Raw genomic sequence first — 15744 nt, forward strand, 5'->3', positions numbered from 1 at the left:
CCCTCGCCCGACCTGGATCTTGTCCCGGTGCTGATCCGCCGTGAGCTGCCGGGTGATGTGCCCGCCATCGCCGACGTCCACGCCGAGGCGTTCGCCCCGATGTACCCGGACGCCACCCCCGTCGAGCCGGGGCTCGTCGACGCCCTGCGGGCGAGCGAGGCGTGGCTGCCGCCGCTGTCGCTCGTCGCCGAGGTCGACGGTGCCGTGGTGGGGCACGTGTGCGTCACGCGGGCCACGCTCGGTCCTGACGAGCTGCCCGCGCTCGGCCTCGGTCCGCTCGGCGTGCGGGAGGCCCACAAGCGCCGCGGGGTCGGCAGCGCCCTGATGCACGCGGTGCTCGGCGCGGCAGACGCGCTCGACGAGGGCGTCGTGGTGCTGCTCGGGCACCCCGACTACTACCCGCGGTTCGGGTTCCGCCCCGCTGCCGAGCTGGGTATCGACCCCGAGGTGCCCGACTGGGCGCCGCACTTCCAGGCCCGCACGCTCACCGCGTACCGGCCGCAGCTGCGCGGCACCTTCCGCTACGCGGCCCCGTTCGGCGAGCTCTGAGGGGAGCCGCGATCAGTTGTGGTACGACGCCCAGCTGAACGTGTTGACCAGCATCGTCAGGGTGCTCTCGGCCCCCGTCCCGAAGGCGGTCGCCAGTGCGTAGCCGACGGCTGCGTCCTGCCGGCGCACCTCCGCGCCCGGCGTCCAGACGGCCATCAGCTCCACCGTTTCCGGTTCCAGCATGAGGTCACCGAGCCGCTGGCCGTCCCGGGATAGGCGGCTGCCGTCCTCGTCCGACGGCCGGAAGGCGTAGTGGACGCCGTCCACGTGCGCGTCCACCCGGAACGAGCCGCGCGTGAACCGGCCCCGGCCGGGGGAGAGCGCGGCACGCGCCCCCTCGACGGTGAGGGTGAGGTGCTCGGGGTCGCGGGTGCCGATCGGCACGTACTGGGAGACCTCGGCCGTGTCGGACCGGCGCAGGTGCACCGCCGGGAAGCCGTCGCCCGCCACCTCGATCCACCCCCGGTCGATGTCCGTGTGGACGATCACCACGCCGTGCAGCGGGTCCTCGACGGTGCAGGTCTGGATCAAGGGCACGCCCCGGAAGGTAGCGGTCCGCCGCCCGGCTGCGCGACAGGCCTACCCTGGAACTCGTGACCACGCACCACCCCCACCCCGGCCACCCCGATCCGGCCAGCCCGTGGGTCTTCACCACACGGGAGCTGGGGCGGCGCCCGGGCACCATGCGCGCCTACAGCAGGCGCATCCCGGCGCCCGTCGGACCGGCCCGCCTCGGGCTGGAGACCATCGCCGTCCCGGAGAGCGCACCGATCGAGCTCGAGGTGCGGCTGGAGTCGGTCACGGAGGGCGTGTACGTCTCCGGCACGGTGCGCGCGCCGCTGTCCGGGGAGTGCGCCCGCTGCCTCGACGCGCTCTCGGACGAGCTCGACGTGGAGCTGTCGGAGCTGTTCGCCTACCCGGACAGCCTCACCGACGAGACCACCGACGCCGACGAGCTGCCGCGGGTGGTGAACGAGCTGGTCGACGTCGAGCAGATCGTGCGCGACGCCGTGGTGCTCGCCCTGCCGCTGGCCCCGCTCTGCCGCGACGACTGCCGCGGCCTGTGCCCCGACTGCGGGGAGAAGTGGGCCGACCTCGCGCCCGACCACGGGCATGAGACACTGGATCCTCGGTGGGCCGCTCTCAAGGAGCACCTGTCCGCCGACTGACCCCGCACACACTGCTAGGAGATCTCACGTGGCTGTTCCGAAGCGCCGGATGTCGCGGTCGAACACGCGCTCGCGCCGGGCGCAGTGGAAGGCCGCTGTTCCCACCCTCGTCGCCTGCTCCAACCGGGCCTGCCGGGCCACCAAGCCGCCGCACGTCGCCTGCCCCACCTGCGGCACCTACGACGGCCGCCCGGTCGTCACCCCGGCCTGACGACGGGCGGATGGCGGAACGCGCCCCACAGGGGCTCGCGGATGACCGCGGGCCCCTTCTCGCGTCGTTGGGTGTGAAGGTCTCCGAGGAGCTCCTCACCCTGGCGCTCACCCACCGCTCGTACGCGTACGAGAACGGCGGACTGCCCACCAACGAGCGGCTGGAGTTCCTCGGCGACTCGGTGCTCTCGATCATCGTCACCGAGCGGCTGTACCGCGACCACCCCGAGCTGCCCGAGGGGCAGCTCGCCAAGCTGCGGGCGAGCGTCGTGAACATGCACGCCCTCGCGGGCGTGGCCGCCACCCTCGGGGACAACGGGCTCGGCGCGCACCTCTACCTGGGCCGGGGCGAGGAGATGACCGGTGGCCGGGAGAAGGCGAGCATCCTCGCCGACGCCACCGAGGCGCTGATCGGCGCGGTCTACCTCGAGCACGGTCTCGACACCGCCCGCGAGCTGGTCCACCGGCTGTTCGACGCGCTGCTGCAGGGTGCCCCGCTGCTCGGCGCCGGTCTGGACTGGAAGACCAGCCTGCAGGAGCTCACCGCGTCCGCGGAACTCGGCGTGCCCGAGTACCGCATCGCCGAGGACGGGCCGGACCACCTCAAGGAGTTCACGGCCACGGCCGTGGTCGCGGGCCGCGAGCTCGGCTCCGGGGTCGGGCGCACGAAGAAGGAGGCCGAGCAGAAGGCCGCCGAGCTCGCCTGGCGCACCCTCACGGCAGAGGCCGCCGCCGGCGGCGAGTCGGGCCGGAACTAGCCTCCGCAGGTGCCCGAGCTGCCCGAGGTGGAGGTCGTTCGTCGCGGCCTCGCCGAGCACGTCATCGACCGCAAGGTCGCAGAGGTCAGCGTTGCGCACCCGCGCGCCGTACGCCGGCACGCCGAGGGCGCCGCCGACTTCGCCGCCCGCCTCCTCGGCCGCACGATCACCGGCGCCCGCCGCCGCGGGAAGTACCTGTGGCTCGAGCTCGACCACGCCGACGACGGCGAGGACGCGGTGCTCGCGCACCTCGGCATGAGCGGGCAGATGCTCGTCGCCGACGCGGACCGCCCTGACGAGACGCACCTGCGCGTCCGGCTGCGGTTCGCCGACTCCGGCCCGGAGCTGCGGTTCGTCGACCAGCGGACGTTCGGTGGGCTGTCGGTGCACCCCCTGGTGCCGGCGGCAGGCGGGGGACTGGTCCCCGCTCCCGTCGCCCACATCGCCCGCGACCCGATGGACCCCGCGTTCGACATGGACGAGGCGGTCGCCGCCATCCGCCGCCGCCGCACCGGCCTCAAGCGCGCACTGCTCGACCAGACCGTGGTCTCCGGCATCGGCAACATCTACGCGGACGAGGCCCTCTGGCGCGCCCGACTGCACGGCACCCGCCCCACCGAGGGGCTCACCCGCGGGCAGGGACGGGCCGTGCTCGGTGCGGCCACGGCCGTCATGGGGGAGGCGCTGACCGCCGGAGGGACCTCGTTCGACGCCCTCTACGTCAACGTGAACGGGGCATCCGGCTACTTCGACCGCTCGCTCGCGGTGTACGGCCAGGCCGACCGCCCGTGCCCGCGCTGCGGCACCCCGATCCGGCGCGACCCGTTCATGAACCGCAGCTCCTACAGCTGCCCCCGCTGCCAACCGCGCCCCCGCAACCCGCACCCCTGAGACGGGATCGGGTCTCGGATGGATCAGCACGCTCGTGATCGGTCCGGGATGGCGCGGATCGCCCTGTCGAGGGCACAAAGCGTGATCTCGCGGCGATCAAGGCCGCGTGATCGGTCCGAGGTGAGGCGGATCGTCCTGGTGGGGGCGATGAGTCGCATGTCGCGACGATCATGGGGCGCGATCATCAGAGCCTCGGCTTGGCGCGCCGTTCCCGACACCCCTGCACCGGATGCCGTCGCGGATCGCTCCCGGCCTTGTGCCTAGTCCTCCTCGGTCGCATCGCCCGCGCACATCCGGAGATGGCTGCGTTGGGTGACTACCGAATTCCGTGGTTGCGCGGGCGGCCGTCCCCGACTTGGGGGCACGCCCGTTCACGACGAGACCGTCACCCTCGGGTGCCCACGCAACTATCCGGTGGTCCCGACCCCGGTTCCATGGGTGACCACTGGATTGTCGCCGTGCATCCCCCGGGACGTGCTCGTCGCAGGTCCGGGAGGCAAGGCGAGCATCTCGCAGGGCGCACGCCAACCGGAGTCCCAGTGGGTGAAGCCGCGAGGGCGAGCGGGGCCAGGGGTCGTGCAGCTCCGAGCGATCAAGGCGGAGCGCGGTCGAGGATCGCGCCAACCCCGTCAACTGGCGGGCTCCTACGAACGGCACTCGCGTCCGATGGGCTTCAGGCGGCGCCCATTACGGGTGACGCTCAGCCCTCCCCGGAGCGAGCACCTCCCGCGACCGGGTCGGGAGGGAACATGGACGCGCCGCCGCAGGAATTCCAGGAGCTGCTCGCCGTCGTCCGCGGCTACCAGCGTTCGCGGGCGGTGACCGTGGCGGCCGAGCTCGGGATCGCCGACCTGCTCCGGGACGGGCCGCGCGACGTCGACGAGCTGGCCGTGGCGACGGGCACCCACGCCCCGGCGTTGTACCGGCTGCTCCGGGCGCTGGCGTCGATCGGCGTCTTCACCGAGTGCGCACAGCGGCGGTTCGACCTGAGCCCGATGGGCCGCTACCTGTGCCGCGACCACCCGCTCTCGCTGGACCCCGCCGCGCGCATGTTCGGCGCCGACTACGAGTGGCGGGCGTGGGCCGAGCTGGCGCACAGCGTGCGGACCGGCGGGAACGCCGCCGTGCACGCCCTCGGCTGCGACGTCTGGGAGTACCGCCGCAGGCACCCGGGGCACGGCGAGCTCTTCGACGCGACGATGCGCACGTCGTCCCACGCGGACGGTGCGGCCGTCCTGGCCGCGCACGACTTCGGCCGGTACGGGGTGGTCGCCGACATCGGCGGTGGGACCGGCGCGGTGCTCGCGGACGTGCTCGCGGCGCACCCGTCGGTGCGCGGGATCCTGTTCGACCGGCCGCACGTCGTCGCGGGCGCGGACCCGGTGCTCCACGCCGCGGCGGTGGCCGACCGGGTGAGCGTGGTGCCCGGCGACTTCTTCGCCGAGGTGCCGTCGGGGGCCGACGCGTACCTCCTCGCCCGCGTCCTGCACGACTGGGCGGACGAGCACGCGCTGCGCATCCTGCGGAACGTCCGGAGGGCGATGGCCCCGGAGGCCCGGGTGCTCCTCGTGGAGGCGGTCGTGGGCCCGCCGAACGAGGATCCGGCCGCGAAGTTCCTCGACCTCATGATGCTCGTGTCCGCGGGCGGGAGGGAGCGCACCGAGGACGAGTGGCGGGCGCTGCTCGCCGGCGCAGACCTGGATCTCACCGCTGCAACCCGGGCCACCGCCGCCAAGCACGTGATCGAGGCGGCTCCTACAGCCAGCCGCGGCGTTTGAAGACGATGTAGAGGCCCAGGGCGAGCAGGAACATCAGCACGACGGCGAACGGGTAGCCCAGCGTCCAGTCGAGCTCGGGCATGTGCGTGAAGTTCATGCCGTAGATCGAGGCCACCAGCGTGGGCGCGAACAGGATGGCCGCCCACGACGAGATGCGCTTGACCTGCTCGTTCTGCTCGTAGCCCGCCTGCGTCATGCGGGCCATCTCCTCGTTCTGCCGCTGGCCGACGAGCGCCGCGTTGACCTGCAGGATGTTGGCGAGCAGCTGCCGGAACGCCTCGATGCGTTCCAGCACGCGGGTGGAGTGGTCGGCGACGTCGCGCAGCGCGCGGCGCAGTTCGAGGTCGGACTCGCCCGCCTGTTCCTTCAGCCGCTCCCGCAGGGCGTCGAACATGTCCGACAGCGGCTCGACGGCGCGCTGGAACTCGATGACCTCTCGGGAGAGCTGGTAGATCCGCTTGGACACGCCGGGGTCACCGCCGAAGACCTGCACCTCGATCTCGTCGATGTCGTCCTGCAGGCCGTCGAGCACGGGGGCGTAGTCGTCGACGATCCGGTCGAGCACCGCGTAGAGCACCGCGTACGGGCCGTTGTCCAGGAGGTCGGGCTCGCGCTCCAGCCGCTGCCGCACCTGCGCGAGGTCGGGCTTCTCCGCGTGCCGGACAGTGATGACGAAGTCGGGCCCGAGGAACAGGTGGATCTCGCCGATCTCCACGACCTCGACGGGGTCGACGTAGCGTGCCGGGCGCAGTACCACGAACAGCACGTCGCCGTAGCGCTCGATCTTGGGCCGCTGGTGCGCCGTGATCGTGTCCTCCACGGCGAGACCGTGCAGCGAGAACTCCTCCGCGACCGCCTGGATCTCCTCGGCGGTCGGGCGCAGCAGACCGATCCAGCAGAAGCTGCGGCCCTGGTCGGGGCACTGTCGCAGCTCCTCGAACGTCCGATTCAGTGAGCTGGGTGCCGCGGCCCGCTTGCCGTCGATGTAGATCGCGTTGTCGACCACGGACATGCGGCGAAGCGTAGTCGGGGCGCGTGGTGGCGGCCGGGTGCCTGCTACTGCGCTATGCGTAGTACTGTGCAACCCGCAGGAGGGGCAACCCGCAGGAGGGGCAACCCGCAGGAGGGGGCATCGCGCAGAAGGAGGGCAGGCGTGGACACGAGCCAGCTGCTCAAGGGTGTGCTCGACCTCGCCGTGCTCGCGGTGCTCGATCGCGGCGACGGCTACGGGTACGACGTGGTGCGCGGCCTGCGCGCGGCGGGCTTGCAGGAGGTGGGCGACGCCTCGGTGTACGGCACGCTGCGACGGCTCTACAACGCCGGGCTGCTCACCTCGTACGTCGTACCGAGCGAGGAAGGGCCGCACCGCAAGTACTACAGCCTGAACGCGCCGGGGCGCGACCGCCTCCGCGAGATGGCGAAGACCTGGCGGGCGTTCGCCGCGACGATGGAAGGGCTGGTGGGGGCAGCATGACCGACGACGGGACGACGCAGGTGCACGTGGCGAACCCCGCTGCGGAGGAGTACCTGGCCGGTGTCCGGGCCGCGCTGGCGGATCTCCCGGCGCCGGAGGTCGGGGAGATCCTCGACGAAGTCCGTGCGCACCTCGCGGACCTCACCGCCGAGCTCGGCGGCTCAGCGGACCTGGCGGCGCTGACCGCGCGCCTGGGGCTCCCGAGCGAGTACGCCGCCGAGCTGCGCGCCGCCGCGGGCTATGCGCCCGCAGCGCCGGAGGCAGGGAGTCCGGGCCACGCGCTCGCCCGGCTCGCGGTGACGGCGCTCGTCGCGGCCACCGTCCTCGTCGTGCTCGGGTTCGTCGCCCGTGAGCCCGTCATCCTGCTGCTCGCGTTCCTGGCGGGCGTGCTGGGGCTGCTCCTCGTCGGCCGGGAGGGGCCTGCCGTGCCGAGCGTGGCGGCGCTCCCGGAGGTGCGGCGGTTCGCCGACGGGCTGCCGACGGCGGCCGCCACCCCGGGCACCGTCGCCGGTTTCGTGGCGAGCCTGCAGCCCGCGTGGTGGGTCATCCGCGCGGTCGCCGCCGCCGCCCTCGTGGTCGGGGTCTTCCTCGGGGGCGACCTGCCCGCCATGCTGCTCGTCGCACTCGTCGCCGTCCCGGTCTCGGTGTGGGTGGGTTACCGCAGCAAGCGCGACCGGCGCTGGCTGTGGGCGGTGGTGCCGCTGAACACCCTGGCCGCAGTCCTGCTCCCCGCCGGGATCCTCCTCTCGTCCCCGTCCCCGGCCCCGGAGAGCTACCCGTCGGCCTACCAGATGGGGCTGTGGCAGGACTCGGAGCGGCAGATCCGCGACATCCGCCCCGTGGATGCAGCGGGCAACCCGCTCAGCGGGGTGTACCTGTTCGACCAGGACGGCATGCCGATCGACACATCGGGCGGCTACGAGTGCAGCGAAGCCGACGATGACGCCGACCCCGACAGCACGGCGGCCTATCCCCGGGGGACCTGGGAGTACAACTCCCGCACCGGTCGATGCCAGCACGTCCCGGCTGGGCCGCTGGTGGTCGCGGTTCCCACGACGTCCGCACCGGGTGCCGGGTCCGCGACCGCCGTGCCGACGCCCGTGCCCACCCCGGGACCGGCGGTCGAGTCCGTGCCGCCTGCTCCGTCGACCCCGCCGCCGCCGGAGACCCCACCGGGCACCGCGCCCCGCTGAGCCACGGGTCCGTGCCGGCACGTCGGGGGCGCCGGCACGGACCCGATCCCGACCCGGGAGGTGGGCGAGGCCCGGGTGGGGTACGAGGTGGTGTGGAACAGGGCGGCGCCGGGACGACGGTCCGGAACCGGCTGGCGCTGCCGGCGCTGCTGCTCGGGTCGTTCATGGGGGTGCTCGACCCGTTCGTCGTGACCGTCGCCCTGCCTGCGATCCGGTCCGACCTCGGCGCGACCGCCGCCCAGACCCAGTGGATGGTGGCCGGGTACGGCACGGCCTACGCCGTCGGCCTCGTCGTCGGCGGGCGGCTCGGCGACCGGTGCGGGCGGCGCAGGCTCTTCCTCGTCGGCATGTCCGCCTACGCCGCCGCCTCCGCGGCGGCCGGGGTGGCCCCGGCGACCGGCGCCCTCATCGGGGCCAGGCTGGCCCAAGGGCTCGCCGCTGCGGCGATGCTTCCCCAGGTCCTGTCGATCATCCGCGCCACCTTCCCGCAGCCCGCGCGGGACCGCGCCGTCGGCTGGTACGGCGCCACGATCGGCCTCGGGGTCGTCTGCGGGCCGGCGCTCGGCGGACTGCTCGTCGGCGCCGACGTCGCCGGGCTCGGCTGGCGGTCGGTGTTCCTGGTGAACCTCCCGCTCGGCGCCCTCGTCGTCGGGGCGGCCGCGCTGGCCGTGCCCGAGTCCCGGGCGGCCGAGCGCCATCGCCTGGACCTGCTCGGCGCCGTCCTCGGGGCCGTCACCCTGCTCGCGTTCCTCGTGCCGATCAGCCGGGGACCCGAGACCGGCTGGCCGTGGTGGACCGTCGCCGTGCTCGCGTGCTCGCCCGCCCTGATCGCCGGGTTCCTCTGGTACGAACGGCGGCTCGAGCGGCTGCGCCGCGCTCCGATCGTGCCACCGGGGTTGTTCTCCGAACGCCGCTTCGCCACGGGGATCGTCGCGATCCTGTTGCTCTACGCCGCGGGCGCGAGCGCCCCGCTCGTCTTCGTCCTCACCCACCACCTGCAGGACGGCCTCGGCGCATCACCGTTGCAGACGGGGCTCGTGTTCGCGCCCCTTGGCCTCGGGTTCGCCGTCGCGTCCGCCACCGCGCCCCGGTCGTACCGCAGGTTCGGGCGCGCCGTTCCCATCACCGGGAGCTGCATCGTGGCCGCGGCGCTGGGCGGCATCGCCGCCGTCGCCGCCCTCGCACCGGTGGCGGTGCAGCCGGTGCTCGTCGCGGCGCTGATGCTGGTGGCGGGGGCCGGTCAGGGCCTGGCGACGAACCCCCTCGTCGCGCTCGTGCTCGCCGCCGCGCCGGATGATGCCGTCGGCGTGGCGTCGGGAGTGCTCCTCACCACCACCCAGGTGGGCAACAGCCTGGGTGTGACGGCAATCGGCGCGGTCTTCTTCGCGGTGCTCCGGCCGGACGCACCCGCCGCGACGGCGCACGCGCAGGCGCTGGCCTGGTCGTCGGCTGTACTGACCGCCGTCACGGGGGTGGCGCTGGTGGTCATCGCAACGTTGGAACGCCGCAGCTCCCCGAGCTACCTGCCGAACTCCTGCACCCAGTAGTTGCCCGACCTGGCCACACCGATCGTGGTGAAGGCGCACGTCAGCATCGCCGAGCGGTGCGACGGCGACGCCATCCACTCCCGCACCACCTGGCTGGGGCTCGTCTGGCCCTTGGCGATGTTCTCCGCCCCCGGCCGCGGGTAGCCGGCCGCGCGGACCCGCTGCTCGAAGCGGCGCCCGTCCCGGCTCACGTGCTCGAAGTAGCCGTTCTCGTTCATGTCCGACGCGTGTGCCTGCGCGGCGCGGGTCAGGCGGGCGTCCGGTGCGAGAGCGCCGCAGCCCGCCTCGCGCCTGCGCTCGTTCGTCAGGGCGATGACCTCGCCCATGGAGCCGGACACCGCGACGGGCTCCCGCGGTGGAGGTGGCGCCGTCGACGGGGTTGGCGATGGTTCCGGTTTCGGGCCGCCCGCCGTCGCGCCGGGCACCGACGCGTAGGCGTGCACGGTCGAGATCTCCGTGGGCGGGGGCCGGTCGTCCACCTGCGCGGCCTTCGGCACCACGTCGGTGCCGAAGGCGGAGCCCGTGGACGCGGCGATCGCATCCGTGCGCAGTTCGGTGGGCACGACCTCGTTCGGGAAGGTCGCGACCGCGACCCCGGCGACCAGCACGACGCCGGTTGCGAGTGCGAGCATCTGCGCACCGGCGTTAGACCGGTTGGGGGGCACGAACGGGTAAGCTAGCAGCTCGTGATCACCCGCAGCGATGAGGCGGTGCGGCTCACGGCATGGGTGCACGGCCACGTGCAGGGCGTCGGTTTCCGCTGGTGGACTCGATCTCGCGCCCTCGAGCTCGGCCTGGTGGGCAGCGCCCGCAACCTCCCGGACGGACGTGTCGTCGTCGTCGCCGAAGGTGAACATCACCCGTGTGAGTTACTCCTGGCTGCGTTGCGTAGTGGTTCGACTCCGGGCAGTGTCGATCACGTCGTCGAACAATGGAGCGAGGCGCGCGGCGGCCTGCGGGGGTTCGAGGAGCGGTAGCGGTAGCCTCGATCGACTGTCCCTGCCTTTGGAGAACTCCGCCCGTGCACCTCAAGAGCCTGACGCTGAAGGGCTTCAAGTCCTTCGCCTCGGCCACGACACTGCGGCTGGAGCCGGGCATCACCTGCGTCGTCGGCCCGAACGGGTCGGGCAAGTCGAACGTCGTCGACGCGATCAGCTGGGTGCTGGGGGAGCAGGGCGCCAAGGCGCTGCGCGGCGGGAAGATGGAGGACGTCATCTTCGCGGGCACCTCGGGGCGGGCCCCGCTGGGCCGCGCCGAGGTCACGCTCACGATCGACAACTCCGACGGCGCCCTGCCGATCGAGTACTCCGAGGTCTCGATCACCCGGCGGATGTTCCGCGACGGCGCCGGGGAGTACGAGATCAACGGCAACACGTGCCGGCTGCTCGACATCCAGGAGCTGCTGTCCGACTCCGGCATCGGCCGGGAGATGCACGTCATCGTCGGGCAGGGCCAGCTCGACTCCGTGCTGCAGAGCAAGCCGGAGGACCGCCGCGCCTACATCGAGGAGGCCGCGGGCGTCCTCAAGCACCGCAAACGCAAGGAGAAGGCCCTCCGCAAGCTCGACGCGATGCAGGCCAACCTCACCCGGCTCACCGACCTCACGGCAGAGCTGCGCCGTCAGCTCAAGCCGCTCGGCCGGCAGGCCGAGATCGCCCGCCGGGCCCAGTCGGTGCAGTCCGAGCTGCGCGACGCCCGCCTGCGGCTGGCCGCGGACGACATCGTCACCGTGCGCACGCAGCTCGCCCGCGAGGAGGCCGACGAGGCGAGCGCCCGCGCCCGGCGCGCCGAGGTCGAGGAGCAGCTGTCGGTCGCGCGCGTCGAGCAGGAACGGCTCGAGGCCGCCCTCGCGCAGGACGCGCCGCGGCTGGCCGCCGCCCAGGACACCTGGTACCGGCTCTCGGCGCTCGCCGAACGGCTCGCCGGCACCGTCCGGCTTGCGCAGGAACGCAGCCGCCACCTCGCCGACCCGCAGGAACGCGCCCCCGGCCGCGACCCCGACGAGCTCGACGCCGAGGCCGACGCCATCGCCGAGCAGGAGGCCGAGCTGGTGGCGGCCGTCGCCGAGGCCCGGCGAATGCTGTCGGACGTCCTCGAGGAGCGCACCGAGCACGAGAAGACCCTCGCTGCAGCCGAGCGCGCCCACATGGCCGCCGTCCGGGCCCTCGCCGACCGCAAGGCCGGCATCGCCACCCTCGCCGGCCGCGCCGAGGCCCTGCGCAGCGGCGCCGCCGCCACCGCCGACGAGATCGACCGGCTGTCCGAGGCGCTCGCCGAGGCGCAGGAGCGCACCGCCGTCGCCGAGGCGGAGCTGGAGCAGGCCCGCGACGAGCTGGGCGCCCTCGACGAGGGTGACACCGGTCTGGAGGAGCGCAGCGCCGCAGCCGCCGAGGGACATCGGACCGCCCGCGCCCGGGTGGCCGAGCTGGTGGCCCGCGAGCGCGAGCTGGAGCAGCAGCGGGCCCACTGGCGGGCGCGCGTCGACGCCCTTTCCGTGAGCCTCGCCCGCCGCGACGGCTCCGGCGAGCTCGTGGGCACCGACGGCGTGCTGGGCCCGCTCTCCGGCCTGCTCACGGTCGAGCCGGACGCCCGAGCCGCGGTCGCCGCGGCGCTGGGCGAGCTGGCCGACGCGCTGGCGGTGGAGTCGCCCGACGCGGCAGTGAGCGCCCTCCAACTCCTGAGGTCCCGCGACGCAGGCCGCGCCAGCCTGGTGGTGGCTCCCGAACGTCAGCATGGCCACCTTCATGGCACCAGGCGTCATGAAGGTGGCCATGCTGACGTCGGGCAGGGGCGGTGGGCGCTCGACTTCGTCACCGCCGAACCCTCGATTGCCTCGGCCGTCGCGCTCCTGCTCGACAGGGTCCTGGTCGTCGACGACCTCGCCGCCGCCCAGGCCGTGGTCGCCGAGCACCCGGAGCTCACCGCCGTCACCCGCGACGGTGACGTCCTCGGCGCGGCCCGCGCCTCCGGTGGATCGGGCACCGCGTCAAGCGCGCTGGACGTGCAGGCCGCGGTGAACGAGGCCCTGGAGCGCCGCGAGGCCGTCGAGGAGGAGCTCGCCCGCCTGCGCCCCGCCCTGGAGGGTGCCCGCGCCGAGGAGGCCGCGCGTCTCGCGGACGTCGAGTCCGCCAAGCAGGTGCAGAACGCGGCGGAGGCGCGCAAGGCCGCCGCATCGGCGCAGCTCGGCCGGCTGGAGCAGGCCGTCCGCTCGGCGACCGCCGAGGCGCAGCGCCTGCGCGAGCGCCGCGACGCGGTCGAGACCCGCCGCTCCGACGCCCTGCTCGCCCTCGAGGCCGCCGAGCAGCAGCTCGCACGGGCCGAGGACGAGCCGCTGGAGGACGAGCCCGACACCGAGATCCGCGACGCCGCCGCCGAGTCGGTCGCGGCGGCGCGGGCCGAGGAGGTCGAGGCCCGGCTCACCCTGCGCACCGCCGAGGAGCGGGCGCGTGCGATCGCGGGGCGCGCGGAGTCGTTGCGCCGCCAGGCGGCCTCGGAACGCCAGGCGAGGGCGCGGGCCGCTGCCGCCCGCGAGGCGCGCGAGCGCGGCGCGCGGATCGCGCGGGCCGTCGTCGAGGCGGGGCAGGTCGCGAGCGCCCGGATCGCCGAGTCGCTCGCCGCGGCCGCGCTGGAACGCGACGCCGCCGCTGCGGCCCGCGACGCCCGCGAGCGCGCCCTCGGCGAGGCCCGCGCCACCACCGGCCGGCTGTCCGCGCTGATGGACAAGCTCACCGACGCCGTGCACCGCGACGAGGTGCTGCGCGCCCAGAACCGGCTGCGCCTCGAGCAGCTCACGGAGAAGGTGCTCGGCGAGCACGGCCTCGGCGTCGACGACCTCGTCGCCGAGTACGGCCCGGACGTCCCGGTGCCGCCGTCGCCCGCCGAGCTGGCCGAGTACGAGGCGGCGAAGGAACGGGGCGAGGACGTCGTCGAGCCCCCGTCCATGCCGTACGACCGCGGCTCCCAGGAGCGGCGGGCCCAGCGCGCCGAGAAGGACCTCACGCTCCTGGGCAAGGTCAACCCGCTGGCGCTGGAGGAGTTCGCCGCGTTGGAGGAGCGCTACCGGTTCCTGTCCACCCAGCTGGAGGACCTCAAGAACACCCGGCGCGACCTGCTGACGGTCGTCCGCGAGGTGGACGACAAGATCCTCGAGGTGTTCGCGACGGCCTACGCCGACGTGGCGCGCGAGTTCGAGATCGTCTTCCGCACGCTGTTCCCCGGCGGCGAGGGCCGGCTCGTGCTCACCGACCCCGACGACATGCTCACCACCGGCGTCGAGGTCGAGGCGCGGCCGCCGGGCAAGAAGGTGAAGCGGCTGTCGCTGCTCTCCGGCGGCGAGCGCTCGCTCACCGCGATGGCGCTGCTGGTGGCGATCTTCCGCGCCCGCCCGTCGCCGTTCTACATCCTCGACGAGATCGAGGCCGCCCTCGACGACGTCAACCTCCGCCGGCTCATCTCCCTCATGGAGGAGCTGCGCGAGACCAGCCAGCTCATCGTGATCACCCACCAGAAGCCGACGATGGAGGTCGCGGACGCGCTCTACGGCGTCTCGATGCGCGGCGACGGGATCACCACGGTGATCAGCCAGCGCCTCCGCGCCGCCAGCTGACGCATCGCTCGTTCCACGAACGGCGCGTTCGTCGGAACCTATCCGACGAACGCGCCGTTCGTCGGAAGCCGATGGGGTGCTCGGCGCTGCGCGCCTCGCCGGGCGTGACAGGGTGGATGCGTGACCACGCAGACCCTCTGGATCGTCGTTGCCATCGTGGTGGCGATCCTGATCATCGCCGTCGCGCTCGGCCTCGTGCTGCGCCGCAGGCGCCAGATCAGCCTGCGCGAGCGGGACCAGGTCGAGCGCGGGACCGGTACCGCGCCGCCCAGACGTGGCACCTACCAGGCCGGAAGCGGGATCGCCTTCTCCAGCAGCACGGAGACCGCCGACACGGGGACCGAACCAGCCGAACCGGAGGCGCCGCCCGCCCCGCCCGGCGCGGAGCCCCCGTTCGCCCCCGCGCCCACCACCGACGGCACCCCGTTCGTGCCGCCCGCCGCTCCGGCGCCGGACCCCACCGTCCCGCCGGCGACGGTGGAGTCGGTCGAGGTCCCGACCGCCCCCGCGCCGTCTACGAACGGATCCGCGCCCCCCGCGGCGCCCCCGGCCGCGCCCACCGACATCGCCCCCGCAGAGGGGCGGCTGGAGCGCCTGCGCGGCCGGCTCGCCCGCTCCCGCAGCGGCTTCGGCCAGGGCCTGCTCGGCCTGCTCGGCGCCGGTGAGCTGGACGAGGAGTCGTGGGAGGACGTCGAGGCGATGCTCCTGCAGGCCGATCTCGGCCCGGAGATGACCCTCGAGCTGGTCGACACCTTGCGCACCGAGCTCGCCGCCCGGGCCGTGCGCACCTCGGAACAGGCGCGGCAGCTGCTGCGCGAGGTGCTCACGAACGCGCTGCACACGGATCTGGACCGTTCCGTTCGCGCACTGCCGCACAGCGGACGCCCGGGCGTCGTGCTGGTCGTCGGGGTCAACGGCACCGGCAAGACCACCACCACCGGGAAGCTGGCCCGCGTGCTGGTCGCGGGCGGGCGCCACGTGGTGCTCGGTGCCGCCGACACGTTCCGCGCCGCCGCCGCCGAGCAGCTCGCCACCTGGGGCGAGCGGGCCGGGGCCACGGTCGTTCGCGGGCCGGAGGGTGCCGACCCCGCCAGCGTCGCCTTCGACGCGGTCAAGCAGGGCGCCGAGGAGGGTGCCGACGCCGTCCTGCTGGACACCGCGGGCCGGCTGCACACGAAGACCGGCCTGATGGACGAGCTGGGCAAGGTCAAGCGGGTGGTGGAGCGGCAGGCCGAGGTGGACGAGGTGCTGCTGGTCCTCGACGCCACCACGGGGCAGAACGGGCTCACGCAGGCGCGGGTGTTCGCCGACGTCGTCAAGGTCACCGGTATCGCACTGACCAAGTTGGACGGCACCGCGAAGGGCGGCATCGTGTTCCGGGTGCAGCGCGAGCTGGGGGTGCCGGTCAAGCTCGTCGGCCTCGGTGAGGGCCCGGACGACCTGGCCCCGTTCGACCCGGCCGCCTTCGTCGACGCGCTGCTTCGATGACCCCGGATGCCGCCGTCATCCGGTTGTAACATCCGCGCCCTGCTCGTTCACGGGCCGGAAACAACGGTGGAGGGCGTCCGA

The 15744-nt window shown here is 73.8% G+C and carries 15 protein-coding genes; 12 read left to right on the plus strand and 3 right to left on the minus strand.

The features are described from left to right. Nucleotides 1-27: 27 nt before the first annotated feature. A complete protein-coding gene (locus tag FB388_RS07510; RefSeq protein ID WP_142098739.1) occupies nucleotides 28-549 on the plus strand; it encodes a GNAT family N-acetyltransferase in 522 nt (173 codons plus the stop codon). A gap of 12 nt (nucleotides 550-561) precedes the next feature. Here the strand turns inward: FB388_RS07510 and FB388_RS07515 are convergent, their stop codons facing one another. Continuing rightward, nucleotides 562-1086, minus strand: a complete 525-nt coding sequence (locus FB388_RS07515; protein ID WP_142098741.1) for a hypothetical protein — start codon at nucleotides 1084-1086, stop codon at nucleotides 562-564. 56 nt (nucleotides 1087-1142) lie between these two features. On the opposite strand from FB388_RS07515, the gene FB388_RS07520 reads away from it, so the two are divergent. The 5 genes from FB388_RS07520 to FB388_RS39275 all read left to right on the plus strand — a co-directional run bounded on the left by FB388_RS07520 (nucleotide 1143) and on the right by FB388_RS39275 (nucleotide 5355). Further along, a complete protein-coding gene (locus FB388_RS07520; protein ID WP_425468530.1) occupies nucleotides 1143-1718 on the plus strand; it encodes a YceD family protein in 576 nt (191 codons plus the stop codon). A gap of 28 nt (nucleotides 1719-1746) precedes the next feature. After that, nucleotides 1747-1929, plus strand: coding sequence for a 50S ribosomal protein L32 (gene rpmF, locus FB388_RS07525; RefSeq protein ID WP_075949936.1), 183 nt, complete (start codon nucleotides 1747-1749; stop codon nucleotides 1927-1929). Between the two features lie 10 nt (nucleotides 1930-1939). Next, nucleotides 1940-2686, plus strand: coding sequence for a ribonuclease III (gene rnc / locus FB388_RS07530; RefSeq protein WP_142098744.1), 747 nt, complete (start codon nucleotides 1940-1942; stop codon nucleotides 2684-2686). A 9-nt stretch (nucleotides 2687-2695) separates the two neighbouring features. After that, entirely contained in the window at nucleotides 2696-3577 is an 882-nt protein-coding gene (mutM, locus tag FB388_RS07535) for a bifunctional DNA-formamidopyrimidine glycosylase/DNA-(apurinic or apyrimidinic site) lyase (RefSeq protein ID WP_142098747.1), read from the plus strand. A 749-nt stretch (nucleotides 3578-4326) separates the two neighbouring features. Beyond that, nucleotides 4327-5355, plus strand: coding sequence for a methyltransferase (locus tag FB388_RS39275; protein WP_170225515.1), 1029 nt, complete (start codon nucleotides 4327-4329; stop codon nucleotides 5353-5355). Here the strand turns inward: FB388_RS39275 and FB388_RS07545 are convergent. Further along, on the minus strand, nucleotides 5333-6367 hold the full coding sequence (locus tag FB388_RS07545; protein ID WP_142098753.1) for a magnesium and cobalt transport protein CorA: 1035 nt from the start codon (nucleotides 6365-6367) through the stop codon (nucleotides 5333-5335). The two genes, FB388_RS39275 and FB388_RS07545, sit on opposite strands and share 23 nt — an antisense overlap. Nucleotides 6368-6508: 141 nt before the next feature. Between FB388_RS07545 and FB388_RS07550 the strand changes: the two genes are divergently transcribed. From FB388_RS07550 to FB388_RS07555, 3 genes are all read left to right on the plus strand, one after another. Next, nucleotides 6509-6829, plus strand: a complete 321-nt coding sequence (locus FB388_RS07550; RefSeq protein ID WP_142098755.1) for a PadR family transcriptional regulator — start codon at nucleotides 6509-6511, stop codon at nucleotides 6827-6829. Beyond that, entirely contained in the window at nucleotides 6826-8022 is a 1197-nt protein-coding gene (locus FB388_RS39280) for an HAAS signaling domain-containing protein (RefSeq protein ID WP_170225516.1), read from the plus strand. Before FB388_RS07550 ends, FB388_RS39280 begins: the two co-directional genes overlap by 4 nt. A 92-nt stretch (nucleotides 8023-8114) precedes the next feature. Then, a complete protein-coding gene (locus tag FB388_RS07555) occupies nucleotides 8115-9569 on the plus strand; it encodes an MFS transporter (protein ID WP_170225517.1) in 1455 nt (484 codons plus the stop codon). Here FB388_RS07555 and FB388_RS07560 read toward each other — a convergent pair. Further along, nucleotides 9542-10201, minus strand: a complete 660-nt coding sequence (locus FB388_RS07560; protein WP_142098761.1) for a CAP domain-containing protein — start codon at nucleotides 10199-10201, stop codon at nucleotides 9542-9544. The genes FB388_RS07555 and FB388_RS07560 overlap by 28 nt on opposite strands. Before the next feature lie 54 nt (nucleotides 10202-10255). Here FB388_RS07560 and FB388_RS07565 point away from each other — a divergent pair, with 54 nt between their 5' ends. The 3 genes from FB388_RS07565 to ftsY all read left to right on the plus strand — a co-directional run bounded on the left by FB388_RS07565 (nucleotide 10256) and on the right by ftsY (nucleotide 15663). Then, complete coding sequence (locus tag FB388_RS07565) at nucleotides 10256-10546, plus strand: acylphosphatase (protein ID WP_142098766.1); 291 nt, start codon at nucleotides 10256-10258, stop codon at nucleotides 10544-10546. 44 nt (nucleotides 10547-10590) lie between these two features. Then, on the plus strand, nucleotides 10591-14175 hold the full coding sequence (gene smc, locus FB388_RS07570; protein WP_142098769.1) for a chromosome segregation protein SMC: 3585 nt from the start codon (nucleotides 10591-10593) through the stop codon (nucleotides 14173-14175). 120 nt (nucleotides 14176-14295) lie between these two features. Then, complete coding sequence (gene ftsY / locus FB388_RS07575) at nucleotides 14296-15663, plus strand: signal recognition particle-docking protein FtsY (RefSeq protein WP_142098772.1); 1368 nt, start codon at nucleotides 14296-14298, stop codon at nucleotides 15661-15663. Nucleotides 15664-15744: the final 81 nt, after the last annotated feature.

It is taken from the genome of Pseudonocardia cypriaca (assembly GCF_006717045.1).
Lineage (GTDB): Bacteria > Actinomycetota > Actinomycetes > Mycobacteriales > Pseudonocardiaceae > Pseudonocardia > Pseudonocardia cypriaca.